Origin of the sequence: Aeromonas bestiarum (assembly GCF_028751155.1) — a bacterium.
Lineage (GTDB): Bacteria > Pseudomonadota > Gammaproteobacteria > Enterobacterales > Aeromonadaceae > Aeromonas > Aeromonas bestiarum.
In genome coordinates, this window is sequence record NZ_CP064746.1 from 2,456,660 (window position 1) to 2,483,125 (window position 26,466).

Annotated in this window: 16 protein-coding genes; 3 read left to right on the top strand and 13 right to left on the bottom strand. The window is 62.3% G+C overall.

What is annotated here, in order from left to right:
* Nucleotides 1-146: 146 nt before the first annotated feature.
* Complete coding sequence (locus IU367_RS11420) at nucleotides 147-1,772, bottom strand: acyl-CoA synthetase (RefSeq protein ID WP_274451919.1); 1,626 nt, start codon at nucleotides 1,770-1,772, stop codon at nucleotides 147-149.
* Nucleotides 1,773-2,376: 604 nt separating this feature from the next.
* Here IU367_RS11420 and IU367_RS11425 point away from each other — a divergent pair.
* Nucleotides 2,377-3,903 carry a YfcC family protein gene (locus IU367_RS11425; RefSeq protein ID WP_274451920.1) on the top strand — a complete coding sequence of 509 codons (1,527 nt, stop codon included), beginning with the start codon at nucleotides 2,377-2,379 and terminating at the stop codon, nucleotides 3,901-3,903.
* 93 nt (nucleotides 3,904-3,996) lie between these two features.
* Here the strand turns inward: IU367_RS11425 and IU367_RS11430 are convergent, their stop codons facing one another.
* A complete protein-coding gene (locus IU367_RS11430; protein ID WP_043134896.1) occupies nucleotides 3,997-4,185 on the bottom strand; it encodes a hypothetical protein in 189 nt (62 codons plus the stop codon).
* A gap of 621 nt (nucleotides 4,186-4,806) precedes the next feature.
* Here IU367_RS11430 and IU367_RS11435 point away from each other — a divergent pair.
* A complete protein-coding gene (locus tag IU367_RS11435; RefSeq protein WP_274451921.1) occupies nucleotides 4,807-5,352 on the top strand; it encodes a glycine zipper 2TM domain-containing protein in 546 nt (181 codons plus the stop codon).
* 150 nt (nucleotides 5,353-5,502) lie between these two features.
* Here IU367_RS11435 and IU367_RS11440 read toward each other — a convergent pair whose 3' ends face one another.
* The 4 genes from IU367_RS11440 to xdhA all read right to left on the bottom strand — a co-directional run bounded on the left by IU367_RS11440 (nucleotide 5,503) and on the right by xdhA (nucleotide 13,035).
* Entirely contained in the window at nucleotides 5,503-8,721 is a 3,219-nt protein-coding gene (locus tag IU367_RS11440) for an ExeM/NucH family extracellular endonuclease (protein WP_274451922.1), read from the bottom strand.
* 642 nt (nucleotides 8,722-9,363) lie between these two features.
* Nucleotides 9,364-9,849, bottom strand: coding sequence for a xanthine dehydrogenase iron sulfur-binding subunit XdhC (gene xdhC, locus IU367_RS11445; protein ID WP_274451923.1), 486 nt, complete (start codon nucleotides 9,847-9,849; stop codon nucleotides 9,364-9,366).
* Nucleotides 9,846-10,724: a xanthine dehydrogenase FAD-binding subunit XdhB gene (gene xdhB, locus IU367_RS11450; RefSeq protein WP_274451924.1), complete on the bottom strand. Its 879-nt coding sequence runs from the start codon at nucleotides 10,722-10,724 to the stop codon at nucleotides 9,846-9,848. Before xdhB ends, xdhC begins: the two co-directional genes overlap by 4 nt.
* Nucleotides 10,717-13,035, bottom strand: a complete 2,319-nt coding sequence (gene xdhA, locus IU367_RS11455) for a xanthine dehydrogenase molybdenum-binding subunit XdhA (protein WP_274451925.1) — start codon at nucleotides 13,033-13,035, stop codon at nucleotides 10,717-10,719. The genes xdhB and xdhA overlap by 8 nt, the downstream gene beginning before the upstream one ends.
* Here xdhA and IU367_RS11460 point away from each other — a divergent pair, their 5' ends adjacent.
* Nucleotides 13,036-13,242 (top strand): hypothetical protein, encoded by a 207-nt coding sequence (locus IU367_RS11460; RefSeq protein ID WP_274451926.1) that lies wholly within the window; start codon nucleotides 13,036-13,038, stop codon nucleotides 13,240-13,242.
* 99 nt (nucleotides 13,243-13,341) lie between these two features.
* Here IU367_RS11460 and IU367_RS11465 read toward each other — a convergent pair whose 3' ends face one another.
* The 7 genes from IU367_RS11465 to ygfK all read right to left on the bottom strand — a co-directional run bounded on the left by IU367_RS11465 (nucleotide 13,342) and on the right by ygfK (nucleotide 26,214).
* The gene (locus IU367_RS11465; RefSeq protein WP_274454379.1) at nucleotides 13,342-14,643 is read right to left on the bottom strand and encodes an NCS2 family permease; all 1,302 of its coding nucleotides are present in this window, start codon (nucleotides 14,641-14,643) and stop codon (nucleotides 13,342-13,344) included.
* Between the two features lie 371 nt (nucleotides 14,644-15,014).
* Nucleotides 15,015-16,331, bottom strand: coding sequence for a guanine deaminase (guaD, locus tag IU367_RS11470; protein WP_274451927.1), 1,317 nt, complete (start codon nucleotides 16,329-16,331; stop codon nucleotides 15,015-15,017).
* Between the two features lie 52 nt (nucleotides 16,332-16,383).
* Complete coding sequence (locus IU367_RS11475; protein ID WP_274451928.1) at nucleotides 16,384-17,901, bottom strand: nucleobase:cation symporter-2 family protein; 1,518 nt, start codon at nucleotides 17,899-17,901, stop codon at nucleotides 16,384-16,386.
* A gap of 95 nt (nucleotides 17,902-17,996) precedes the next feature.
* On the bottom strand, nucleotides 17,997-20,894 hold the full coding sequence (locus IU367_RS11480; protein WP_274451929.1) for a molybdopterin-dependent oxidoreductase Mo/Fe-S-binding subunit: 2,898 nt from the start codon (nucleotides 20,892-20,894) through the stop codon (nucleotides 17,997-17,999).
* Nucleotides 20,891-21,667 (bottom strand): molybdopterin-dependent oxidoreductase FAD-binding subunit, encoded by a 777-nt coding sequence (gene ygfM / locus IU367_RS11485; protein ID WP_274451930.1) that lies wholly within the window; start codon nucleotides 21,665-21,667, stop codon nucleotides 20,891-20,893. Before ygfM ends, IU367_RS11480 begins: the two co-directional genes overlap by 4 nt.
* Before the next feature lie 80 nt (nucleotides 21,668-21,747).
* Nucleotides 21,748-23,076, bottom strand: coding sequence for a putative aminohydrolase SsnA (gene ssnA / locus IU367_RS11490; protein WP_274451931.1), 1,329 nt, complete (start codon nucleotides 23,074-23,076; stop codon nucleotides 21,748-21,750).
* A gap of 30 nt (nucleotides 23,077-23,106) precedes the next feature.
* Entirely contained in the window at nucleotides 23,107-26,214 is a 3,108-nt protein-coding gene (gene ygfK / locus IU367_RS11495) for a putative selenate reductase subunit YgfK (RefSeq protein WP_274451932.1), read from the bottom strand.
* Nucleotides 26,215-26,466: the final 252 nt, after the last annotated feature.

Below are 26,466 nucleotides of genomic sequence, written 5' to 3' on the forward strand. Positions count from 1 at the left end.
TCACCTCACCGTACTGCTGCAAAACGAAGGACTGGAGTTGAAGGATGTGGTGCAGCGGCTTTATGAGCGCCATAACAAACAATTGTTGAACTCATATCGACAAAACGGGCCTTGCAGGCCCGTTTTGTTTTACGGCTGTCGCAACCTCAACTGCCCAGCTGCTGGCGCAGCATAAATTTCTGCACCTTGCCGGTGGAGGTCTTGGGCAAGGGGGTGAAGATGATCCGCTTGGGGGCCTTGAAATGGGCCATCTGCTCGCGGCAAAACGCAATCAGCTCGGCCTGGGTGAGCTCCCTGCCCTCCTTGAGCTTCACAAAGGCGCAGGGCACCTCCCCCCACTTCTCGTCCTGCATGGCGATCACCGCCACCTCGTCTACATCGGGATGGCGATAGAGCACATCCTCCACCTCCAGGCTGGAGATGTTCTCCCCGCCCGAGATGATGATGTCCTTGGATCTGTCCTTGATCTCCACATAACCGTCCGGGTGCCACACCGCCAGATCACCGCTTCGAAACCACCCCTCCGCCATCGCCTCGGCGCTGGCCGCCGGGTTCTTGAGATACCCCTTCATCACCACATTGCCGCGCAGCACTATCTCCCCCAGGGTCTTGCCATCCTGGGGAACCGGCTCGCCGCTGACCGGGTTGATGACCCGCATCTCTCCCTGCAGCGGGGATGCCACCCCCTGGCGCGCCTTGAGGCGCGACAGCGTGGTGGCATCCTGCCCTTGCCAGCTTCGCTGCGGCTCGCACAGCACGCAGGGACCATAGGTTTCGGTGAGTCCGTAGACGTGGGTCACGGCGATCCCCATGGCCTCCATGCCGGCGATCACTGTGGCGGGCGGCGCCGCCCCAGCCGTCATCACCTTGATGGGATGATTGAGCCCGTATTTAAGCGCAGGACTGGCGTTGTTGAGCATATTGAGGACGATGGGCGCGGCGCAGAAGTGGCTCGCCTTGTGCTCGCGCAGGGCATCAAAGATGGCCCCCACCTGCACATGGCGCAGGCAGACGCTCACCCCGGCGGTGGCCGCCAGGGTCCAGGGGAAGCACCAGCCGTTGCAGTGGAACATCGGCAGGGTCCACAGATAGACAGGGTGTTTGGGCAGCTCCCAGGAGAGTACGTTGTTGACCGCATTGAGGTGGGCGCCGCGGTGGTGATAGACCACCCCCTTGGGGTTGCCCGTGGTGCCCGAGGTGTAGTTCAGGGAGATCGCCTGCCATTCATCGCTCGGCAGCCAACCGGGCTCATCCTCGTCCCCTTGGGTAAGAAACGCCTCATAGTCGAGCTCGCTTATCAGCTCCCCCTCCCGATAGAGGGGATCGTCGATGGCGATGACCAACGGCGAGTGTTCAATCAATGCCAGCGCCTTGCGCACCACGGCGCCGAACTCCCTGTCCACCAGCACCACCTTGCTCTGGGCATGCTGGAAGATGAAGGCCATGGACTCGGCATCGAGCCGGGTGTTGAGGGTGTTGAGCACGGCGCCGCTCATGGGCACCCCGAAGTGGGCTTCGAACATGGCCGGGGTATTGGGGGCGACGATGGAGACTGTATCCCCCTCGCCTATGCCATGCCGACGCAGGGCCGAGGCGAGCTGGCGGCAGCGTCGCTCGGTCTGGGCCCAGTTTTGACACAAGGCCCCATGGATCAGCGCCGGGTAGTCGGGATAAACCCGCGCCGCCCGCGCCAGGAAGCTGATGGGGGTCAGCGCCTCGAAATTGGCGGGGCTTTTATCAAGGCCGGCCTCATAGATGTTCTGCTCTGTCATCGGGTTCCTTCCTCGCAGGTGGCACAAAGCGGCTGGATCGGATTGGGCAGGAGATCTCGTCGGCATCATGCCCTGCACCGATCTCTTATGGGGCTGACAGCCTAACAGCAGCGCCATGGCGGCAGGTATTAGCAAAACGTCTTAGGCGATGGCGCTGCTTGGGTTTTCACCCGGTCATGATGCGGGGTATTGCCAGCCTTGAATAATATGTATCCATTATCAAACCAGCATGGGTTGCCATGCATCCTTTACATATTTATTTGCAGCCGAGGCGTTGTTGCCAATTATACCCACCAAATGAACCGGGATAATTATTGAATATAATGACCCGGCATGGGTACGGGATTGAAATTAACGACAATTCCATCAGCAAATATATTCTGTGAGCCAGCCCATAAAGCGGGCCGCGCTTCGTATTCATCCCGACACCAGCAGGTTATGGTTACATAGTGAAACAATCTACCGCATGCCCAATATCAGGCCAGACTTCTCGCCAACGAGTACGCCATTACCAGTAGATCTGCGCACTTCTGCCCCATGACGAAGGAACCCTGTCGACCCGATATTCCGCCTAGCCCGAACCTGCTTTATCGAGGAGCATTTTATGTGTGCCAAGCCGAATACCAAGCCACGCAGACAATTTCCCACTGCCTTTACCATTTTGTTTCTTATTATGTTGCTGGCCATTGCCCTGACCTGGATCATTCCGGCGGGGGCCTATTCCAAGCTCTCCTATAACTCGGCCAACCACACCCTGATGGTCAATAGCCCGCAGGGAGAAATAAGCCGGGTGCCCGCCACCCAGGGCGAGCTTGAAAAACTCAATATCAATATCGGGGTGGAACAGTTCACCAGCGGCACCATCCGTAAGCCCATCGCCATCCCCGGCACCTATGAGCGACTGGCGCAGGCCCCCAAGGGGCTCGCCGACGTGGCGGTCAGCATGGTCAAGGGCACCATAGAGGGTGCCGACATCATAGTCTTCATCCTGGTGCTGGGCGGGCTCATCGGCGTCATCAACAAGACGGGGGCCTTCAGCGCCGGCCTGGTGGCGCTGTCGCGCAGGACCCGGGGCAACGAATTCATGTTCGTGGCGCTGGTCTGCTTCGTCATGGCGCTGGGGGGTACCACCTGCGGGCTGGAGGAAGAGGCTGTCGCCTTCTACCCCATACTGGTGCCCATCTTTCTGGCGCTCGGCTATGACGCCATCGTCTGCGTGGGAGCCATCTTCCTCGCCGCCTCCATGGGCACGACTTTCTCCACCATCAACCCCTTCTCGGTAGTGATCGCCTCCAACGCCGCCGGCATTCCCTTCACCGAGGGGCTGATCTTTCGCGCCGTCGGCTGTCTGGTGGGTACCCTGGTGGTCATTGGCTATCTCCACTGGTACTGCAAGAAGATCAAGGCCAACCCGGCCTTCTCCTACACCTATGAGGACAGAGAGAGCTTCCGGGCCCGTTTCCTCAAAGAGGGATCTCTCGATGAAGGAGTCCCCTTCACCCTGCGCCGCAAGATCATCCTGACCCTGTTCATCCTCGCCTTTCCCCTGATGGTGTGGGGCGTCTCCATGGCCGGCTGGTGGTTCCCGCAGATGGCGGCCTCCTTCCTCGCCGTCGCCATCATCATCATGTTCATCTCGGGACTGAAGGAGAAGGAGGCGGTCGAGGCCTTCACCCAGGGCGCCTCCGAACTGGTGGCGGTGTCGCTGATCATAGGGCTGGCGCGCGGGGTCAATCTGGTGCTGGATCAGGGGATGATCTCGGACACCATACTGGCTTACGCCTCCAGTCTGGTTGCCGGCATGCACGGCGCCGTGTTTGCGGTGGCCCAGATGCTGGTGTTCACCCTGCTGGGGCTGGTGGTGCCCTCCTCCTCCGGGCTGGCCGTGCTCTCCATGCCCATCATGGCGCCGCTCGCCGATACCGTGATGATCCCGCGCTACATAGTGGTGTCGGCCTACAACTGGGGGCAATACGCCATGCTGTTCCTGGCCCCCACCGGGCTGGTGCTGGTCACCCTGCAGATGCTCGGCATCCAGTTCAACCAGTGGGTCAGGTTCGTGCTGCCCATGGTGGGCTTCGTGCTGGGCTTTGGCGCCCTGATGCTGGTGGTGCAGGTGATGATGATCTGAGGCGAGCCTCACTACCAGAGAGCGCCCGGCCCACTGTGCCGGGCGCTCTCTGTGCGGTCCACGGCTCCAGGGAAACGCCCTCTCACTCGTGCATCAATGACGCACCCGGCCTTGCTGGCGAAAGCAGTAGAGCTTGAGGCTGATGTCGACTATGTCGGCGGGCAGCTCCTGCGCCACCTCGGAGAGGGGTTGATAAAGGGATGCCAGCAGTCGCTGTGCCTGCTGCTGGGTAATGATCTCGGCCTGTACGGCCGGCTGTATCCATCTTGGCAGCATCGACATAAGTCCCCCTTGCCGATTCTTGCTTGACCACCACAGTCCCAACATGTGCCGCGTCGGGATTGCCTCGGTATTGCCATTGTCACTTTCACTGGCCCCGAGATGATGACGGCGTTACCTGGCTCACCGGCACTGCATCGCGCCTGTCGGGGTGAGCCACAGTCGCTCATGGGCCCGTCACTCTCTCTGCCAAATGACCAAGCATAATGCTTGCCGTGATCTGTTATCGGCAGTCCCCCTGCGCCGGTAAAGCGATTTATCAAGCACTTGCGCACGAGTCGGTGCACGCGGGCAAGCCCTTAAAGCCCGCATCGGGGGGCAAGCGCGGCAGAGTGCCGCTCTATGGTGATGGTGCGGCAGTGGTTTGACGCAAAATGAATAAAAAGACCCCATATGAATCGCAAATTGCGACGCATCCACCCGCTCCAGAGTGACGTGCCCATTTTCCAGTCCCAGCTCCACGGCCTTTGTCGCCAAAGCCCGACACCTTTTTGACGAGGGGCTTTTTGGTGAAGTCAGGGCTTGTCGTGCCCGCGCGCTGGCCGCCTTGTTCATCCTCCGGGTTGTGCCAAGATCGCGGCAAGCAACAGCCGCATCAGGTGATGCATTTCAGGAGAACGCAAAATGAACAAATCCATGTTGGCAGGTGTCGGGATCGGTGTGGCCTCTGCGCTGGCATTGTCGGCCGCCGCCAGCGGATCCCTGTTTTCAGCCCAGCCTCAGTTTGCCGAGGTGCTGGCCAGCAAGCCGGTGACCGAGACCATCAAGACGCCCCGTCAGGAGTGTCGCAACGTCACCGTGACCCACCGCAAACCGGTGCAGGACGAGCACAAGATCCTGGGTACCGTGGTTGGCGCCGCGCTGGGCGGCGTGCTCGGCAACCAGTTTGGTGGCGGCAACGGCAAGAAGGTGGCGACCGCCGCGGGCGCCGTGGCGGGTGGCTATGCCGGCAACCAGGTGCAGGGCAACATGCAGGCCGGTGATACCTACACCACCACAGAGCAGCGCTGCAAGACTGTGCAAGAGAGCAGCACCCGCACCCTGGGCTATGACGTCACCTACCGCCTCGCCGGCCAGGAAGGGGTCATCCGCATGGAGAAGGCCCCCGGCGCCACCATACCGGTCAAGGATGGCAAGCTGGTGATCGACAGCGCCCAGAGTCAATCCTGACAGACCCAGTTCTATGAGCACCCCAAGGCCCATCACACCGATGGGCACCAGTCACCTCGTCTGACATGGCTGCCCGCCCAATCCAACCCCATCATGCCCAGCAAAAAGGGGCCCGCAGGCCCCTTGTATCACACATGTTCATGATGCCTCTCAGTGGCGGCCAAACGGCCACCAGGGCTTGTCGTTGTCCACTATGTCGACCCGGGTCTCCTGCAGGTTGCCGGGCTGGCCCCCCTGCAACTGGCGCAGGCTTATCTTGAACTGCTCGGTGGGCTCCACAAACCAGTCATCGATGATCAGCACCTTGACCGACTTGCTGCCCCCCTCACCGGCGGCCCAGCTCACCGACTGGCTGAACCAGGGCAGGAAATCCAGCCCCCAGCGCGCCGTGATCCCCTCAAGGCCCAACTGGGCACGGGCCGGCTTGCTCAGATCGCCGCTGCGCACCACGGGGATCTCGGCAAACCACTGCCCCTCGTTCACCGTCATGCTGGCGCGAGCCAGCGCAATGGTGGACGGCGCCAGCTTGTCCTTGATGGTCACCAGAGTCTGACGCTGCTCACCCAGGGTGGCGCCGCTGGCATCGAACAGTTCCAGAGTGAAGGTCTCATCCCCCTCGTGCAGGGTGTCGCTCTTCACCGGGATCTGGATGGTCTGGCTGTCGCTCTGGCCGGCCGCCCAGTTCAGGGTGCCGGTCAGTGGCGCCACGTCATTGGCATCCGCGCTGCCGTAGGAAATGCGATAGCTGACGCTGGCCTCCCCATGAGTGCCGTCGCGACGCGCAACGCTCAGCGTGAGGGTGCTGCCCTCCTCCACGCTGGCGACCGCGCTCTCCAGACTGATCACCCCGGCAGGCGGCAACGGATACTGGATCGCCACCAGCACGGGATCGTGATCCGAGGCGCTGAAGGGACCGTCCGATTTGGCCAGCTGGCCTGTGTACTTGCTGCCGTACTCGAAGAAGTTGCTCTCGGCGGAGTTGATGTGCCAATCCTCTATGCCGATCACCTTGGCCGCAAGGCTGGGGCTCGCCAGGGCGTGATCCAGGTTGCCGAGCTCACCTTCATAGCTGTAGGAGTAGGTGTCGGTGCCATGGAAGCGGGTGTTGAGGTTCACAAAACCATACCCCTTGCCAAGGGCGCTGCCGCTCTCCTCATAGGGCTGGCCCGCCAGCGTGGTGAAGGAGGCGCTCATGATCTGGCGCGGCTGGGCCGCCGGATCATAGCTGGTCAGCACCCGGATGGGATCCTCCATGCCATAGGCGTTCATGTCGCCGATGAGCAGCAGATCCCCGCCCAGCGCCTTGAGGCTCTCCCCCAGCACCTTGGCGGCGGAGACCCGCAGCGCGTTGCAGTGACCCTGACCATCCAGCGGATCGGCGGTTGCATAGTCGGGATAATCCTCGAAGCAGGCGGAGCCCTTGGACTTGAGGTGGTTGACCACCAGGGTCAGAGGCGCATCCCCCTTGGGTGAGCTGAACTGCTGCACCAGCGACTCGCGCATGCCCTGCTTGATGGCCACCGGCTTGCCACTGGCATCCAGAGCCTCGGCCTGCTGCACCGGCAGCACTATGAGGCTGGCGGCCCCTTGCGGCGTCACGCTGGCGGGTCGGTAGATGAGACCCACGGTAATGGCATCTGTGCCTATGGGCTGGCCATCCGGCGAAGCAATCCAGCGGTAGTGATCCGCCTCATCCGGCTGGGCGGCGTTGAGGGCCGCCACCAGGTTGGCGATGGCGGAGTTGTCGCCGTAGCCGTTGTTCTCTATCTCCATCAGCCCCACCACGTCGGCGTTGAGGCGGGTGATGGCGCTGACGATCTTGGTGCGCTGCTTCTCGAACTCCGCCACTGTCAGGGCGCCACGGTTGCTGCCGGTGGGGTTGGCATCCCCGCCCACCACAGTGGTGAAGAAGTTGAGCACGTTGAAGCTGGCGACCCGCAGATCCCCCGCCTCGGCGAGTTCTGGGGTCTCGGCCCTGTCCCAGCCGCTGTGATCTATGTCGCCGCTGTCGATGCGGTTGCTCGCCACCAGCCGGAACAGGTTGTAGGAATAGCCGAGCGCCCCCTCCAGGCCATTGAGCTTGTCGCCGATGCGCAGGTAGCCATCCTCGGCATTGAAGGCGGGATACCAGGGCAGCACCCCATCCGGCGTCTTGGCGTCCGTCTCCACCACCAGCTGATTTTGCTGGTTGCGCAGGGCCCACTGGCTCGCCTCCTCGCTCATGGCGGCAAACTTCTGGGTCGACTTGATGAGAGGCGCGCCATAAGCCAGCACCAGGTTGTTGCGCTTGCCGTCGTAATCGAAGCTGAAGTTGCGGGTCACCACCAGGCTGGACTCGGGCACCAGCCGCACCCGCATCCCCTCGTGGCGCTCCAGCAACTGGTTCAGGGTCTCGCCCGCCACCGGCACCAGATCCACCGCCGGCAGCAAGGCCACCATGGGCTGGGTCACCACCAGCTGGTCGGCATTGAGCTGGGTCTGGTTGAAGTACTCCTTCACCTTGCCCGAGACGCACACCTCGGCTCCCGGCACTATGGCGCCGTTGGCCTGGGTGCTGTAGATGAAGAGACCGTCCGAGCTGGCCGGATCCCCGTCCCCTTGCGGATCCTGGATGAAGAAGCCCTTGTAGAGACCGTTCACCACCTGGGTGACGATGCCACGGGTGGCATAGGCCTGCTCGGATTCAAACTTGCCGGCCGGCACCAGCGGGCTGCTGCTGCCGGGACCCTGAATGGCGGGCACGGGCACCAGCTGATCGACCGGGCAGACGAAGGCCGGTGGCAGAGTGCCATCGCAGGGACCATCGCCACTGCAACCCAGGCCGCTGGCGTCATCCTTGGCGGCGGCCACGTATTCAAGCGCCGGATCGAAGGGGCCGGTCGCATCAGTCCGGCCCGTGGTGACTGTGGCCTTGCGGCGCAGTGTCATGTCCAGGGTCGAGACGCTGCCGGACACCCAGGCTGTGCCTGGATCCACCCCCACCTGGCCGAAGCTGTCCACTATCTCGCTGCCGCGATAGAGCACCAGAGCGTCGTCACCGTTGAACACCAGGTTGCCGCTGGTCTGGGTCGCCTTGGCCAGGATCTCGGCGTTGGCGGAGGGGTTTGCCAACACCAGGCTGGCGCCCGGGGCCAGGGTGCCTTGCAGCGTCAGGCTGTTGGTGGGGGTATCGGTGAGAGGTTTGCCGTTGGCATAGAGCGCCAGCCGGTATTGGGAGAGATCGACGGGCGTCGCGCCCAGATTGCTCAGCTCCACCGCCTTGTTGTTGCTGGATCCTTCCAGGTATTCGCTGATCAGCAGTTGTGCCTGTGCCTGTCCTGACAGCGCCAACCCGACCGCGAGCGCCACCAGAGAGTGTCTTCCTGACATAGCCAATGTTCCTTTTCTTATTAGCAGATATGTTATTGGCGCCCCGCGTTAGGCGGGCCGCAGCACCTTGTTACAGCTATCAAAACCGTCGATACGGGCCCATGGCCAAATATCGCGCCTACTCTGCCCGTTTGGCCTCGGGGCCGCCGCGAGCTGGCTAACAATTACAGAAAATTGTTGCGAGCAGGTGACGAAAAATAATGTTTTTCCGCTGACATCTCTGCCACAAGATGAGCGGCGCACCACCGTTGGCATTTGCTGCCGCCAATATCCGGCAACGGCGCACAAGATGGCGACACATACTGACATAGGAAGAAAAAACAGCAGCTTGAGAAAGGATCCCGCCAGCGATAGCCAGGGCGAATCGCGAGTGGCCATTCACGGGACAATTAGCTGGAAATAGCGACGACGGCAGAGGATACCCGACCATATGGCGTCACTGTGTCGCCGGGCGAAAATACAGCTCCCCCTCCCATGGATAAATATCACGCCATTAATATGAGACGACCAAAATAAGGTTTTGCAGGCCCCGCCTGTTGTTTGCATGGCCGTCAGATGCCGCCTTGCCGGCGGATATATCGGGAGCAGGTATGCCCCCAACATAGCCGCCCCGCGCATGGCGTTCGGGGCGGCAGCCTCACCCTAGCCCTTGCAGCATTTTTTCACCGCCCGCACTACGTTCTGGTAGCCGGTGCAGCGGCACAGATTGCCGGAGAGGCCACGGCGGATCTCCTCGTTTGTCAGCGGTCGGCGATCTGTCTTGTCGAGCAGGGCGGCGCTCGCCATCACCAGGCCGGGGGTACAAAAACCGCACTGCACAGCCCCCTCGTCGATAAAGGCCTGCTGCACATCGGAGAGCTGGTTGCCCTGCCGCTCCCCCTCCACGGTGCGAATGGACTTGCCATCGGCCCACACCGCCAGATAGAGGCAACTGTCGATAGCTGTGCCATTCACCCGCACGGTACAGGCGCCGCACTCGCCGACGCTGCACCCCTCTTTCACGCTGATCAGCCCCTGGCCACGCAGGAAGTGGAGCAGCGACATATTGGGGGACACCGCATAGCAGTAAGGCTTGCCGTTGATCTCGCACTGGATTTCCACGGCGGGACAGGTTTGCGGTTGCATCATAAAATTTTGCCTCCGGCACGTTCGACGGCGCAGGTGATCACCCGCTGCGCCAGGGTCTTGATCAGGTGCAGGCGAAAGGCTTTCTCCGCCCGCCAGGAGGAGCGCGGCGCCACATCGGCCACCACAGCCTCGGCAATGGCGGCCAGGGTTGCCCAAGTCAGGGGTTGCCCCTCGGCCGCTGCTTCCGCATGGGGGGTGCGCACCGGCGTCGGCGCCGCCACCCCGTAGGCCAGACGCAGGCGCTTGAAGCGGCCATCTTCAATCTGGCAGTAGGCGGCGCAGCCTATGGTGGCTATGTCCATGGCCCCGCGCATGGCGTATTTGAAGTAGTGGGAGCCCACCTGGAGATGGGGATCGGGGGCAAAGTGAAACGCCACCAGGATCTCCGCCGGTTGCAGTGCCACCTTGCCGGGGCCTGTGTGAAAACCGGCGATGGAGATGCGGCGCGTGCCATCGGGGCCCGCGATTTCCAGTTCGGCCTCCAGCGCCACCGTGGGCGCCGCCGAGTCGGCACTGGTGGCGCCGTTGCAGATATTGCCGCCATAGGTGGCGACGTTGCGGATCTGCGGGCCGGCTATGGTGGCGGCCGCCTCGGCCAGCATGGGCAGGCGGCGCTGCACCAGTTCGTTTTCGATGAGCTCGGTAAAGGTGGTACCGGAGCCGATGCGAACTGACCCATCAGGCAACTCGCTCACCCCTTTGAGCTCGGGCAAGTCGTGAATATCGACGATATGGCGATAGGCGGCGTTGAGATGATGCAACTGGATCATCACATCCGTGCCACCTGCCAGCAGCCGCGCTTGCGGGTCGGCCTGACGCAGGGCGACCGCCTCGGCCACACTGCGGGCCTTGTAATAACGGGCAATATCAAACATGGCGTTGCTCCTCGCTTGACCCCTCGGTAATGAGACCCGCCAGCACAAACTCCCGAAACAGGGTCTTGGGGGTGATGGGCAGTTCGTTGATGGCCACCCCGGTTGCCATGCGAATGGCGTTACGGATGGCGGGGCCGGGGGAGATGATGGGCGGTTCCCCCAGGGATTTGTGGCCATAGACAGACTGGGGCTCGTAGGTCTGCACGAAGTCGCATTCGAGCTCGGGCAAATCCAGCATGGTGGGGAACTTGTAGTCGAGCAGGTTGGGGTTGCGCACCACGCCGCTCTTGGGGTCTATGATCATCTCCTCGAACAGGGACCAGCCGATCCCCATCCCCATGCCGCCGTGCACCTGCCCCTCCGCCAGCTGCGGATTGAGGATCTTGCCCGCATCGTGCAGGTTGATGATGCGATTGATGGTCACCTTGCAGAGATCGATATCGACGCTGAGATCGACAAAAGTACAGCCGAAACTCGGCGGGTTGGTGGTGGTCTTGTGGGAGACTTCCGATGTGATCTGGCCGCCTATGGTGAGGTGGTAGTAGGCATTGATTGACACCTCGGCGACGCTGATCAGCACCTTGTCCGGCGCACCGGCCAGCACCACGTAACCGTCGATCAGGGTCAGGGATCCCACATCCTGATGACAGAGCTGGGCTGCCAGCGACAGGATGCGCGCCCGCAACTGCAGCGCCGCCTGATGGATGGCGGGGGCCGCCACGTAGCTCTGGCGCGAGGCGAACGAGCCCGGGTCGTAGGCTGTGATGTCGGTGTCCTGAGTCGAAATGACCCGGATCTGCTCAAACGGAATGCCTAAGGTCTGGGCCGCCATCTGGGCAAAGACGGTGTCCGACCCCTGCCCTATCTCGGTGGCGCCTATCTGCAGATTGACGGTGCCATCCTGATTGAGCAGCATGCGGGCGCCGGCAATTTCGACCCCCACCGGATAGGTGTTGGAGCCGTAGCTGAAGCACGCCACCCCGATGCCGCGCCGCACCCGGCTCGCCGGCTCCTGTGCCAGACACTCGGCCCGCAGGCGTTCCCACTCGAACTGCTCGCCACCCCGGCGCAGGCACTCGGGCAAGCCGGCGCTGTAGATGGTCTTCTGGTTGACCTGATTGACATCCCCCTCCCGTGCCACGTTGGCGATGCGCACCGCAAGCGGATCCAGACCCAGCTCGGCGCAGGCGTCATCCAGCATGCACTCGAGGGCAAACACCACCTGCGGCGCGCCGTAACCGCGCATGGCACCGGCGGTGGGCAGGTTGCTGTAGAAGGTTTTGGCGTCATAGCCAAAGGCGCTGCGCGGATAGAGGTAGCTTATCTTGTTGCCACCGGCGCTGGCGATGGAGTGGCCGTGGGAGGCATAACCGCCGGTGTTGGAGAGCACGTCCAGCTGATAGCCCTTGAGGGTGCCGTCGCGGTTGAGCCCTATCTTGCCGTCGATGGCAAAACCGTGGCGGGTGCGGGAGGCAAAGAAACACTCCTCACGGCTGAGCGTCACCTTGACCGGCACACCGCCGAGCTTGTAGCTCAAAAACGCCGCCATCGGCTCTTCCAGCACATCCTGCTTGTTGCCAAAACCACCGCCCATATAGGGCTTGATCACCCGCACGCTGGACCAGGGCAGGCCGAGGGATTTGGCGACCCGGCTGCGCACTATCTGGGGGATCTGGGTGCTGGAGACCACTATGATGTGGTCCGGCTGATCCATGTAGGCGTAACAGGTCACCGTCTCCAGATGGCAGTGCTGCACCACAGGTGTCTGATAGTGCGCCTGAAACTGCAGATCGGCGGCGGCGATGGCCTGCTCGGGATCGCTGGCGCTGAGCTGGCTTTGGCGCAGCAGATTGCCGGTCGGGTGTATGGGGTAGGCGCCCTCGGCCAGCGCACTCCGGGCATCCGTCATCACCGGCAGCGGCTCGTAGGTGACCTTGACCAGGGCTGCCGCCTTCTCGGCGACCAGGGGATCGCGGGCCACAACTATGGCCACACCATCGCCGAAGTGGCGCACATGATCGGTGAGCAGGCGCCTGTCTTTCACATCCCGTTTGGTCTCATCGAGGGACCAGGCGTGACCAGCGGTACGAAAACAGGTGGTGGGCACATCCTCATGGGTGAACACGGCTTCGACCCCGTGCAGGGCCAGCGCCTCGCTGGCGTCGATGGCAGTGACCTTGCCGTGGGCGATGGAGCTTCGCACGTACTTGGCGTGGCGCATGCCGAGCATGATGTTGTCATCGGTATAGCGGGCGCTGCCGGTCACCTTGGCCTCGGCATCCACCCGCTTGAGCGGTAATCCTATGGACATATGCAAGTCCTTGCTTCAGGTAAGAAAATCCAGAACCAGGATAAAAAACAGCAAGATATGCGCCTGTTTCCCGCAGGCTGGCCAGCGATGGGGATAAGTGTGAAGAAGATCCCATCCGGCACCCAAGCCGGGCTCGGGGCGCTGCCGGATTGCCGATTTTTCATGCGCATCAAGCCGCTGGCATGCGCCCCGTTATCAATCTGGTAATCCCCATTATCAAAATGGTACCTGCCGCGGCTGAAAAGCGTCGGGGGTCACCTGCCGGTGGCCCCCGATGAGACGCTCGAAATGGCACAGGCCCCTGGACTAGATGGCCCAGCCACCGGCGTAGAAGAGCACCAGCGCCAGGGCGATGATGACGGTGCCGATGTTGAGCTTGCGCCACTCGTTGGAACAGATGCGGCCTATCACCAGGGCGCTGAAGCCCAGCATGATGCCGGTGACTATGTTGCAGGTGAGCACGATGAAGACGGCGCACAGCAGGCCGGACATGGCCCCGACGAAGTCATCGAAGTCGAGCCGGGCGACGTTGCTCAGCATCAGGAGTCCCACGTACATCAGGGCCGGCGCCGTGGCATAGGCCGGCACCAGGTAGGAGAGCGGCGAGAGGAACAGCATCAAGAGGAACAAGGCTCCCACCACGGTGGCGGTGAGGCCGGTCTTGCCGCCCGCGGCCGTGCCTGCCGCCGATTCGATATAGACGGCGGCCGGCGCCGCCCCCACCAGACCGGAGAAGATGCTGCTGATGGAGTCGGCGCTGAGCGCCTTGCCGCTGTTGATGATGTGGCCATCCTTGTCCAGCAGGTTGGCCTGCCCCGCCACCGCCCTGATGGTGCCGGTGGCATCGAACACGGCCGTCATCACCAGCGCCAGCACGCTTGGCAGCACCAGCGGCGAGAGGGCCCCCATGATGTCCAGACTGAAGATGAGGGACTTGCCCTGCTCATCGGCCAGACTCGGCATGGCAAACAGCCCCTGATAGGTCACCGCCGGATCGAAGATAAGGCCGAAGAGGGAGATGGCGATGATCACCAGCAGGATCCCGCCCGGCACCTTGAGCTTCTCCAGCCCGACGATCACCGCCAGGCCGATGAGGGACATGATGACCGGCATGGAGGTAAAGGCCCCCAGCGCCACCGGCAGCCCCTCCAGCGGATTCTTGATCACCAGCCCCACCCCGTTGGCGGCGATCAGCAGCAGGAAGAGCCCTATGCCGATGCCGGTACCGTGAGCTATCCCCATCGGCAGGTTGTCGAGGATCCAGCTGCGCACCCCGGTCACCGAGATGGCGGTAAACAGCACCCCCATCAGGAAGACGGCGCCGAGCGCCACCGGAATGGAGATGTGCTGCCCCAGCACCAGGCTGAAAGCGGTAAAGGCGGTGAGCGAAATGGCGCAGCCGATGGCCATGGGCAGCTTGGCCCAGAGCCCCATCAGGAGCGAACCAAAGCCCGCCACCAGACAGGTGGCCACGAACACGGCGCCGGGAGGAAAGCCCGCCTTGCCGAGCATGCCGGGCACCACTATCACCGAGTAGACCATGGCAAGGAAGGTGGTGAGCCCCGCCAGCACCTCCTGGCGCACATTGCTGCCCCGCTCGCTGATCATGAAGTAGCGATCCAGCGCACCGATTGAGGACGGCTGTCGCCCCGATGCCTCACCCTGGCCACTGGCCGCCTCTTTCACACTGTTTGTCCTGCTTGCCTGGGTCATAACCCACTCCTTCCAGCATCCCTGAATATGTGTGACGAAATGGCGGCCCGTGCCGTGGCTCTGTCATGCCACGATCGCAGGCGATATGGTGTTCGGAAGATCGACAAACGTTTGCTTTGCTGATCAAAAAAACCGGGCCATTTCACCTTCTGTTGCGGGGAAACCTTCCCCGCGCTTGCTTGCTCACTTGCTTAAGTGCCGGCCTCCCTGTGGGCCCGCCAGCCACCGTATTCTATGGGGCTGCGCCCAGGCAGCCCCCTCCATCCCTAGCCCCGTTCGTGTACCAGCTGGCCATCCACATAGGTGCGGTAGATGGATCTGTCATCCCCCAGGGTCAAGAGCACAAAGAGCTTGTCCCGCAAGGTGGTGGAGTTGTCATAACGCAGCTGCTGCAACGGGGTGGCGACCGGGTCCAGCACCACGAAATCCGCCTCCTTGCCGACGGCAAAGCTGCCGATCTTCTCGTCCAGCCCCAGCGCATGGGCGCCGCCCAGGGTGGCGAGATAGAAGGCCTGATAGGCCGAGAGCCGCTCCCCCTGCAACTGCATCACCTTGTAAGCCTCGTTGAGGGTCTGCAGCATGTTGAAGGTGGTGCCGGCGCCGATGTCGGTGCCCATCCCCACCTTCACCTGCTTGCGCCACGCCTTGTGCAGCTTGAAGAGCCCGCTGCCCAGATAGAGGTTGGAGGTGGGGCAGAAGGCGATGGTGGAGCCGGTCTCTTTCAGGCAATCCCACTCCTGCTCTTCCAGATGGACGCAGTGGGCAAACACGCAGTTGTGACCGGTGAGGCCGTGCTGGTGATAGACATCGAGATAGCCCTGATGCTCTGGGAACAGAGATTTGACCCAGGCTATCTCGTCCTTGTTCTCGCACAGATGGGTGTGCAGATAGGTGGTCGGGTACTCTTCGCGCAGCCGTCTGGCCATGGCCAGCTGCTCGGGGGTCGAGGTGGGGGCAAAGCGCGGCGTGATGGCGTAAAGCAAACGGCCGTTGCCGTGCCAGCGCTCGATAAGCGCCTTGCTCTGCTCATAGCTGCTCTGCGCGGTATCCAGCAGATAATCTGGCGCGTTGCGATCCATCATCACCTTGCCCGCGATCATCCGCATGTTGATGCGGCTCGCCGCCTCGAACAGGGCATCCACCGACTCGGGGTGGACGGTACCGAACACCAGCGCCGTTGTGGTGCCGTTTCGCAGCAGCTGCTTGATGAAGAAGGTGGACATCTCGCGGGCGTACTCGAGATCGTTGTAGCGCCGCTCGGCCGGAAAGGTGTGGCGGTTGAGCCACTCCAGCAACTGCTCGCCATAGGCCCCCACCATCTCGCTCTGGGGGTAGTGAATGTGGGTATCGACGAAGCCAGGCACTATCATCTTGCCGCGGTAATCGCGCACCCGCACCTCGGCCGGAATGCGATCCTTGCCCTCCTCCCACTGACCGAACCAGTCGATGCAGCCGTTGCGAATGATCAGCAGGCCGTCTTCGATGAGGCGGGCATTGGGCTCAATCTCCTCGGGCTGGTCCACCACCCGGCTGATATCGAAGAAGCTGCCGCGCACCGCTTTGACGGAGTTGTCGTTTTTCATAACCGTGTCCCTGTTTCTCTTGTTCTGTTGACGTTTTTTGTCGGTTTAACCGTCAGATCCGTTCCACTTGTTGCGCCACCGCCAGCCCGGACTCAGCCTGTGGCCCATCCTTCCTGCCCCCCGGCTGGCCCGCGTTGCGGGCGGTGAAGATCACATCCGGCTTGTCGCTGAGCTGGATCAGCTCCACCGCCTCGGCATCCCTGGCAGCCGCCTTGCGTTTGCGGCTCTGGGGCAGCACCAGGTTCATGATGATGGCAGTGATGCCACCGGCGCAGATGGGGTTCTCCACCAGCATGTAGAGCCCGGCCGGCAGCACCTTGAAGACGTTCGGGTCGTAAGATACGCCGAGCCCCAATCCCAGCGAGGTGGCGACTATCAGGGTCTCTCGCCGATCGAAGCCGTGGCTGATGATGATGCGGCCACCGGCGATGGCAATCATGGAGAACATGATGACCATGGCGCCCCCCATCACGGGGGACGGGATTGTGGTGAAGAAGCGTCCCACCACGGGGAAGAGGCCCAGCAGCACCAGGATGACGGCGATGAACTTGCCCACGTGGCGCGACGCCACCCCCGTCATCTGGATCACGCCGTTGTTCTGGGCGAAGGTGGTGAGCGGCAGGGAGCCGAGCGCCGAGGCGATCACCGACACCAGGCCGTCCGCCAGCACGCCGCCACTGAGGCGTTTTTGAAACTCGGGGCCCTGGATATCCCGGTGGGAAACCATGGCGGTGGCCGTGATGTCCCCCACCGCCTCCAGCACGCTCAACAGATAGATGGTGCCGGCCAGCACGAAGGCGTGAAAATCGAAGGCAAAGCCGTATTTGAACGGAATGGGAACCGTGATGAGCGGCAGGTTCTCCAGCGCGGAGAAGTCCACCATGCCGAGCATCAGGGCCACCACATAGCCCACCAGCAGACCGATGGCGATGCCGCTCATGCGAAGCAAGGGGCTCCTGCTGCAGTTGAAGGCGACGATGACGCAGAGCACCAGCAGCCCCAGCCCTATGTTCTCGTATTTGCCGAAGGTGCCGCTGCTCATGGCGGAGAAGCCGCCGCCAAAATCTATGATGCCGACCTTGATGAGGCTCAGGCCAATCATCAGCACCACGACCCCGCTCACTGTCGGGGTGATCACCCGCTTGAGATAGGGCAGCACGAAGGAGGATCCCACCACCAGGAAGGCCCCGACGAAGGAGACCCCCAGCAGGGTCGAGACGATCAGTTCCTCGTGCAGGCCATCCTTTTTCATGGCGCTGCCGAGCGCGATCATCACGGTGACGAAGGAGAAGTTGACCGACTGGATGGAGAGCAGGCCCGATCCTATGGGGCCGTAGCGGTTCACCTGCAGCCAGGTGCCGATGCCGGAAGCGATCATCGCCATGGAGACCAGATAGGCGGTGGTTTCGGTGGAGAGCCCGAGGGCCCCGCCAACGATCAGCGCCGGGGTCACCATGGGCACGAAGATGGCCAGCAGGTGGGTCACGGCGCCCATCAGGGTTTGATAGAAGGGGGGCTTGTCGTCCAGCGCGTAAATCAGATCCGAGTGCTTGCGTGTTGTTTTAGACATCATGTTTGTCCCATCACACAGAATGTGGGCGGAGTACTCATTCCGCCGTCAGGTGCTGGGGGCAAGCCTGTGCCCGCCCCTCACCTTTTCTTTTGTTATGCCGACTCTTTCTGCTCCAGCTTGCCCAGTTCGCGCAGGATCTGCTCCGGCGTGAAGTGCCACTTGCGCAGCCAGACACCACAGGCGTCATGGATGGCGGTGGCGATGGCTGGCGCGGCCCCGTTCACCCCTATCTCCGAGATGGACTTGGCGCCGTAGGGGCCGACCTTGTCATCACTCGGCACCAGGAAGGCCCGAAAATCGCGCGGAATGTCGCCAATCTTGGGGGCGCCATAGCTCTTGAGATCCCGGGTGAGCGGAATGCCCCTGCCGTCGTAGCAGATCTCCTCCGTCATGGTGTGGCCTATGGCCCGCATGGTGGCGCCATAGATCTGGCCGAGCGCCAGTTCCGGGTTGATGGGGGTGCCGCAGTCGAGCAGGGCGTAGAACTTGTCGAGCCGGATCTGGCCCGTTCTGACGTTGACCGCCACCTCGGCGAAGTTGGCCCCGTACGGGAAGGCGAGCTCGGAGGTGATGTAGCTGGCGGTGCCCACCAGAATGCCGAAGCCTGTGCCTGTCTCGGACTTGTGGGCGATCTTGGCAAAGGAGACCTCCCCCAGCTTGCCACGCACCAGGCCGGGGAACTCCAGCGCCACCTCCTCTACCGGCTCGCCCAGCATGGCGGCGCCGTGGAACAGGATCTTCGCCTTGAGGTTCTCGGCCGCCATCTTGGCCGCGTTGCCGGAGAAGCAGGTACCGGACGAGGCGTAGGCCCCCTTGTCGAACAGGGCGTGATCCGTGTCGCCAGAGATCACATGCACGTCGCTGAGCGGGCAACCCAGCACCTCGGCGGTCAGCTTGGCTACCACCGTATCCAGACCAGTGCCGATATCGGCGCCACCTGAGTGGACGATAAAGGTGCCGTCCGATTCCAGCTTGACCATGCAGTTGGCCTGATCGATGTCCGGGATCCCCGATTTTTGCATGATGATGGCGACGCCACGACCGATGCGCCAATCCCCGTCGGCGGGTTTGGGGCTGTCCCAGGCAATCAGTTCACGACCCTGCCTGAGGATAGGTTCGAGGGCGCAGCTGGCCGCGTGGGGCACAGAGGTGGGCATCTTGCCCTCGCCGATGGCCCCCAGCACCTTGAGGATGTCCCCCTCATGGACCCGGTTGTGCTCCACCATGTCGAGCTGATCTATGCCCAGTTTCTCGGCCAGTTCGGCAATGGCCATGGTCAACGCGAAGTTGCCCTTGGGCGCGCCGTAACCCTGATAGGCCCCGGTCGGGCAGATGTTGCTGTAGTAGGTGTTGACGGTAAAGCGCACGTTGTCGCACGGATAGAGCGGCAAAGAGAGCGCCGGGCCGTTGCTCGGCACCGTCAACGAGTGGTTGCCGTAAGGGCCGGTGTTGGCGCGAAAATCCATGTCGATGGCGGTGATGGTGCCATCTTTTTTGGCCCCCACTTTCACCTTCACCTTGGCCACGTGGCGGGAGGTGTTGCTGATGAACTCCTCTTCACGGGTGTAGCGGAAAGTGACGGGACGACCGGTGACCCTGGTCGCCCAGGCGCACACCTCTTCCAGCAGGATATCCTGCTTGGAGCCAAAGCCGCCCCCTACCCGCTCCTTGATCACATGCACCTGGTGCTGCTTCATGCCGACAATGCGCGCCACCTGACGGCGCACGTGCCAGGGCACCTGGGTGGAGGCGTGGATCACCAGACGATCGCCATCCATGTAGGTGAAGCAGATGTGCGGCTCGGTCGGGCACTGCTGGGCCTGGGTCGATTCGTAGGTACGCTCGACGATCTCGTCCGCCTCGGCAAAACCCTTGGCCACGTCACCGATCTGGCCATGGACGCTGGCTGCCAGGTTCTCGTGCGGGCGTGAGCCGATGGGGAAGTTGATGATCATGTGCTCGTCGCCGCGACGCACCGAGCAGGCGTTCTGCTGCTCCAGATCCGCAGGCGCGCCGGCCATGTAGATGATGGGTTCGTCGTGCACCAGGGGTGCATTGGGGGCCATCGCCTCATCGATATTCATGACCGCAGGCAGCACCTGATACTCCACCTCGATGAGCTTCAGCGCAGCCAGTGCGGCTTCTTCACTCTCGGCCACCACGGCGGCGACCCTGTCCCCCACGTGACGCACCTTGCGGCTGAACATGCGGCGATCCAGCGGTGACGGCTCGGGGGCGCTCTGGCCACCCGGGGTGTAAAACACATCCGGGCAGTTGAGGTGGGTGATGACGTGCACCACGCCCGGCAGCCCTTCGGCGCGGCTCACGTCGAGTCGGGTGATCACTGCATGGGGATGGGGGCTGCGCAGCATCTTGATGATCAGCGCATCCTCGGTGACCCTGTCTTCCACGTAGCAGGGCTTGGCCTGCACCATCTTGGCCGCGTCCACTTTCGGGCAGCTCTTGCCGATATGGCGCAGATCACCCCGAAACTCCGGGGCTATCTGGCACAAATAATCCGGATCCTTGAGGCGCGAGCAGGCAAGATCTATGGCCTGATAGAACTGCTGGTAACCGCCATCGCGGTGAAACAGGCCCGAGAGCGCGTCGTCGATTTGATCACGGGTGGGATCGGGGTGGCGATCAAGCAGGTCGGTGACGATGAGCGCGGCGGCCGGATCGTTGTAGCCGGACTGCACCACGCCGACATCCACCATGGCCTGCTGTACCAGACTGAGCTGGTTCCAGCTGCCCAGCGACTCGGCGGTGCGCACCTCTGCCCCCTCCAGCTGGGCGGCGATCAGAAGAGAAGCGTTGATCACCTTGCCGTTGAAGAGGATGGCGTCGGAGCCGGCAAAGCCGAAACCATCGTCACTGTTGCGCACCGAGTGCATCCGGCACTGGTTGAACAGCACCCGCTGGGCATTCTCGCCAGCCGGGGCGATGACGGTGCGCTGGGCACCGTTCAGTGTGAAGTTGAGTTCCATCATGCTTGCACCTCCTGCTGCTGGCAGTCCACCAGCAGATCCGCCACTACCACGCCGCTGATATAGCGTTTGTAGGCCACGCTGCCCGTCAGATCGGCGCGCGGGATCAATATCTTGCTGACGGCCGCTTCCAGCGCCCCGTCATGGAGATCGTGGCGCTCCACGTCTCGCAATCGCATCGGCTGCGGCGTGACGCCGGCCAGGGCCACCCGCATCTCGCCAATGCTGTCGAGGGCCACGGCGGCCGTCATCACCGCCAAGCCATCGGCGTTGCGGCTGATGCGGCGGGTGGCGCAGCGCAGTTCAGGCTCCGGCAGCACAATCCCCAGAATGAGCGCATTGCGCTGCCCCGCCAGATAGGCGTCTATGGGTTGCAGCTGGTTGTTCTCCAGCACCACCACGGCTTCAAGCACCAGCAGCACCGGCAGCAGCGGGGAGTCCTGCTGCTGGCAGGCAAGCTCGCCACCGACGGTGGCCTGATTGCGCAGATGGCGGGAGTAGACAAAGCCCAGCGCCTCGCACAGGGCAGCCGGGGTGCGGGGGTCATCTTGCAAGGTCTGCAGGGTGACGGTGGCGCCGATATGGAGCTGACCGTGCTGCTGCTCAATCTGGCCAAGGCCCAGCTTGTTCAGGGCAATAGCGACCTTCTTGTCGGTGCGGGTCGGGGCGGCGTTGAGCTTGCTGCCACCCCCCATGTAGACGGCGTCGCTGCCAAAGCGGGCCTTGAGTTCCAACGCCTGACCCAGTTGCTCGGGTCGGAAGAATTGCTCAATCATGTGTCGTCCTCACTCTTGCTGCCCGCCGCCGGGGCTATCCACTGGGCGGGCAATCCGGTCCAAAACTGTGGAAAGTGGCCTTAGGCCAGCTGATCCATCCGTTGCCACAGGCGGCTCGCCACCTTGCTGGCCTGCTCATAAAGGGGCGCGACATCGAACGGGAACTCGCGATCCTGATAGACCATGCGTCCCTCCACCATCACGCTGTTGACGCTGTTTGACCCCATGCCGAAGGCGAGATGGCCGCCGAGGTTGCGCGGGGCCAGCGGGGTCGGTGCGTCGTAGTCGCAGATGGTGAGGTCGGCCTTGTAGCCCGGCTCCAGGCGACCAAATTTGGCGCCGAAGTTGCGCTCCAGCAGGGTATTGCCGTTCCACAGGAACCGGGCAAAGCTGTCTGGCCAAAGCGCCCCACCAGCATCCTTGTGCTTGAAGTAGGCAAACTTGAGCTCTTCGAGCATGTCGGAGCCGATGCCGTCGGTGCCGAGCGCCAGATTGCGAAACTGTGGCAGGTGCAGGTTGTAGCCCACGTGGTTGTTCATGTTGGAGCGGGCGTTGTGCACCAGGAAGGCATCGCGACTGTTGAGCAGCTCGATGTCCGAGGGGCTTAAGTAGATGCCGTGAGCGATCAGGGTCTTGCTGTCGATGAGGCCAAATTCATCCAGCCGGGCGATGGGCTCCTTGCCATGGTGGTGGTGGCCGTGGGCCATGTCGTATCTGTCTTCCGCCACATGGATATGCAGACCGCGACCGGTGACCTGCACAGCCTCGCGCAGCATGGCGAGCCCCTCGTCGGGCACGGTGAAGGGGGCGTGAGCGCCGATGTGCGCTTCCACCAGATAGGGCTCGCTCCCCTTGGCCTTGGCCGCATCGATCTGTTGGGCAAAGAGGATGTTCTCTTCCACCCCGGCCTGCAGCTCGGCGAGGCCGCCGTTGCGATCCGTGGTCTCGAAGCAGGTCATGCCGCGCAGACCCGCCTCCACAAACCCTTTGCGCAGCACATTCAGGGAACCCTTGATGAAGTTCGGCGAAGCGTGATGGTCGATCACAGCGCTGCAACCGCTCTTGAGAGCCTCCAGCGAGCAGATGAGGCCGCTGTAGTAGAGGGACTCCTCATCGAGCGCCCGATCGAGCCGCCACCAGAGGTTTTTCAGGGTGGAGATAAAGTCCGGGCTGGGGGCTATGTTGGCCATGATCCCCCGCGACAGGCCGGAGTAGAAGTGGTTGTGGGCGCAGACTATGCCCGGCATCACCAGCTTGCCCCCCATCTCCCGATAGTTGGCCTCCGGGTAGAGGGCCCGCAGATTGGGCCCCACCGCCTTGATAAGTGTCCCTTCGATGGCGATATCCACCCCTTCCAGCACCCGGGTCGGCTCCAGCTGGACGGCGGTGACGTTTTTCAGAATAAACATGGTTTGCTCCTTCGCTTATTCGTTGTTCGCTCAGGCCTCGACGGCCCCCAGCAGGTAGTGGTGATGAGCGTGGACATGGCTGATGATGCGGCACATGTCAGCGAGCGCCTCGGGGGCATCCTTGATCCGGCTCTGCTCGTCTATGGTCAGGCGATAGGTCTCGCCACCCTGACGCACCCGCAGCTCGCCACCATCCGCCAGATAGAAACCGGGGTTGCGGCTGTTGTCGAAGTCCTCGGGCAGGCTGAAGATGGTGACCTTGTCCTGATAGGGCTTGCCCTGCCAGGGGCAGAACTGGGCGCAGTTGCCGCACTCGTTGCAGTAGGCATCCAGGTGCAGGGTCTGGAACTGATCCTTGAAGCCAGGCACGGCGATGGCGACGTTGGCCCGGTTGGGGCAGACATCCACGCACTTGCTGCAGAGGTAGTTGCACTCGAGGCAGCGGTGCGCCTCCTGCGCCACGAAGGCCTCCCGCTCGCCCTTGTCGACCAGGGTGACGGCTATGTTCCCTTTGCGACGGTAGATCTCATCCTTGCCCGATGGCTGGATTGACACCTCGGTCTGGCTTCCGGCGATATGCTCGCGGGCCAGCACCAGATCCGCAGCGCGGCGAGCGCCACCGATGGCCGCGACTATGGAAGACGGGCCGCTTTGCACGTCGCCAATGAGGAAGACGTTGCGACGGCTGGTCTCGCCCTGGCTATCCACCTCGGGCCAGCCATCGCTGCCAAGGGGAATCCCCATCGCCTCGAGCACGTCACAATCGGGCTGCTCGCCGATGGCGGTGATCAGCGCATCCATCTGCATCACTTCTGTCTGATCTGTGGGCACAGGACGGCGGCGACCCTGCTCGTCAGGATCCCCCAGCGCCATCATCCGCACGACAAGCTTGCCATCTTTTTCAAAGCGCTCCGGATTGGTGAGGAAGCAAAAGCGCACCCCATCCTCCACCGCTTCCAGAACCTCCTCACGGTAAGCTGGCATCTCTTTCTCGCTGCGGCGGTAGATCACGGTCACATCGCTGACACCGGGCACCTTGAGGGCCGCGCGGGCGCAATCCATGGCGGTGTTGCCGGCGCCGACCACAGCCACATGGCGGCCGAGCGGCAGCGGTTTGCCCTGATTGAAGCTGCGCAGGAAGTGGAAGGACTTGTAGACCCGTTCATGGCCCCCATCGAGGCGCATGCCGCCATTCTTGTCGGCACCTATGCCGACGAAGACATAGGCAAAGCCCTGGGCATGCAGCTTGTCGACAGTCAGGGCCGTATCGCAGCCAAACTCGAACTTGACCCCGTGGGCGGCGACAAAGTCGATGTCGTGCGCGATAAGCTCGGCCGGAATGCGGAACTCGGGGATGATGTGCTTGACCACACCACCGGCATCGGCTTCGCGCTCGAAGATGGTGACCGGATGGCCGGCACGGGCCAGGAAGTAACCGGCGGAGAGGCCGGCCGGGCCTGCGCCAATCACGGCAACCGGGTGCTTGTCACCACTGCCTGCCGGTTTGTGCCAGCGCGCCTTGTACCCTTCCCAGCCCCGCTCCAACGCGACCTTCTTGAGTTCGCGGATATTGAGCGGGCTGTCGTAATCCAGACGAGTGCAGTTGTACTGACACTGGTGATCGCAGATATGGCCTGTGATGGCGGGCAGGGCGTTGCGCTGATAAATCAGCTCAAGGGCGGCCACATACTCCCCCTCGCCCATCAGGCGAATGTACTCGGGGATGTCCTGATGCACGGCGCAGGCGGTGACGCAGGGGGCCACGTAGCAGTCGGTCAGCGGCAGGCCGCCGCCCACTTCGATACGGTCGTCGGACTTCCACTCCTTCTGGGTGTAATCCATGGTGAGCGCCTTGGCGGCAAGCGCTTCCAGCTTCTCTACATCCACCTGACTCATGCCCCAGCTATCGGAGGAGTCGATCTCGTTGAGGCACTCGAGCTGGCGCAGGTAGCCACCGGGCTTGAGCAGATCGGTCGCCATTGTGATGGGGCGAATGCCGGTCTCGAAGATATCCGCGATGTTGAACTTGCTGGCGCCACCTGAGTAGGAGATAGGCAGCTTGCCATCAAAGGCGCGTGACAGCACGGCGGCCACATTGATGGAGAGCGGGAACAGCGCCCGGCCGGACATGTACATCTCATCGCCGGGCAGCGCCCCTTTGCGGTTGATGGTACCGAGCGTGTTGGTGAGCTTGACCCCGAAGGTGAGCCCCTTCTCGGCACCCAGTGCCATCAAGCGGGTCAGCATGGCCTTGGCCTGCTCCAGCTTGAGGTCGTGATCGAACGACGCTTCGCTCAGACCTATGTAATCAAAGCCGCAGGTGTCGAGGATCTCGCGCACCCGCGGGTAGCCCAGCAGGGTCGGGTTCAATTTGACGAAGGTGTTGAGCCCCTTCTCTTCCAGCATGTAACGGCAGATGGCCTCGATCTCGTTGGGCGGGCAACCGTGCATGGTGGAGAGGGTGACGCCGTGCACCAGATTGGCCGGGATGCAGTCCGCCAGCTGTTGCAGGCGGTCACGGCGATCTCCCAGTCCCAGTTCGGCGATAAACTGCGGGTCGGCCACCAGCTCGCGCAGCACTTGCTGGTACTCGGCAAATTTCGGGCTTTGACTTGCATCCTTCAGGCTGTGGATGAACTGCTGCATCGGCGGCTGTTTGATGCCATCGAGGTTGTACCCCACGCTCATGTTGAAGATGAATGACTTGGCCTCCCCGTCGAGACGGGGGTCGAACACCTCTTCCAGCAGATAGAGGGCAAACCAGGCTTTGAGGTACTCGTCGAACGCCTTGGGCAGGGTGAACTCGGTGGACCACTCGGTATTGAAGCACTCATCTTCGGCATCGATGCAGGGCTTTGCCAGTTCAAGACGGTCCAGGATCTGCACCGTCTTGAGCTCGATAAAGCGCCCGCCGGTCAGCCAGGAGGTGACGATGTTCTGGGCCAACTGGGTATGGGGGCCAGCTGCCGGACCTATGGGGGTTTCGCAGGTTTCACCGAACACCTTGATCTTGCGCTCGTCCTGCTTGCGATAGAATTGCGCGGCGGGAATACCGAAAATGCTCTGACTCTCTTTATATTCCGCGAAAATACGGGTCAGCAGGTTCTTGAACGGAACGGGTCGCATAATATCGCCCATGATGATCTCCTTGCAGCGGCTCTGCTCATTGACTGGGTGAATAAATGGGGCTCATTCACAAGGCAGCCCCTTGAAACAGACAAGAGCAACAATCAGGCCAGTGCTGGCATATTTAAATTTGTGAGCGTAAAAGCGTGAGGCACCTCGAATTAATGAAATGTCGACAGGAAATACCTATTTCGGGAATGAGAGCGGCTATCAATAACGCACATTAATAACGCAGCAATCGCGATAGATGCTGAGAAAGTCTCA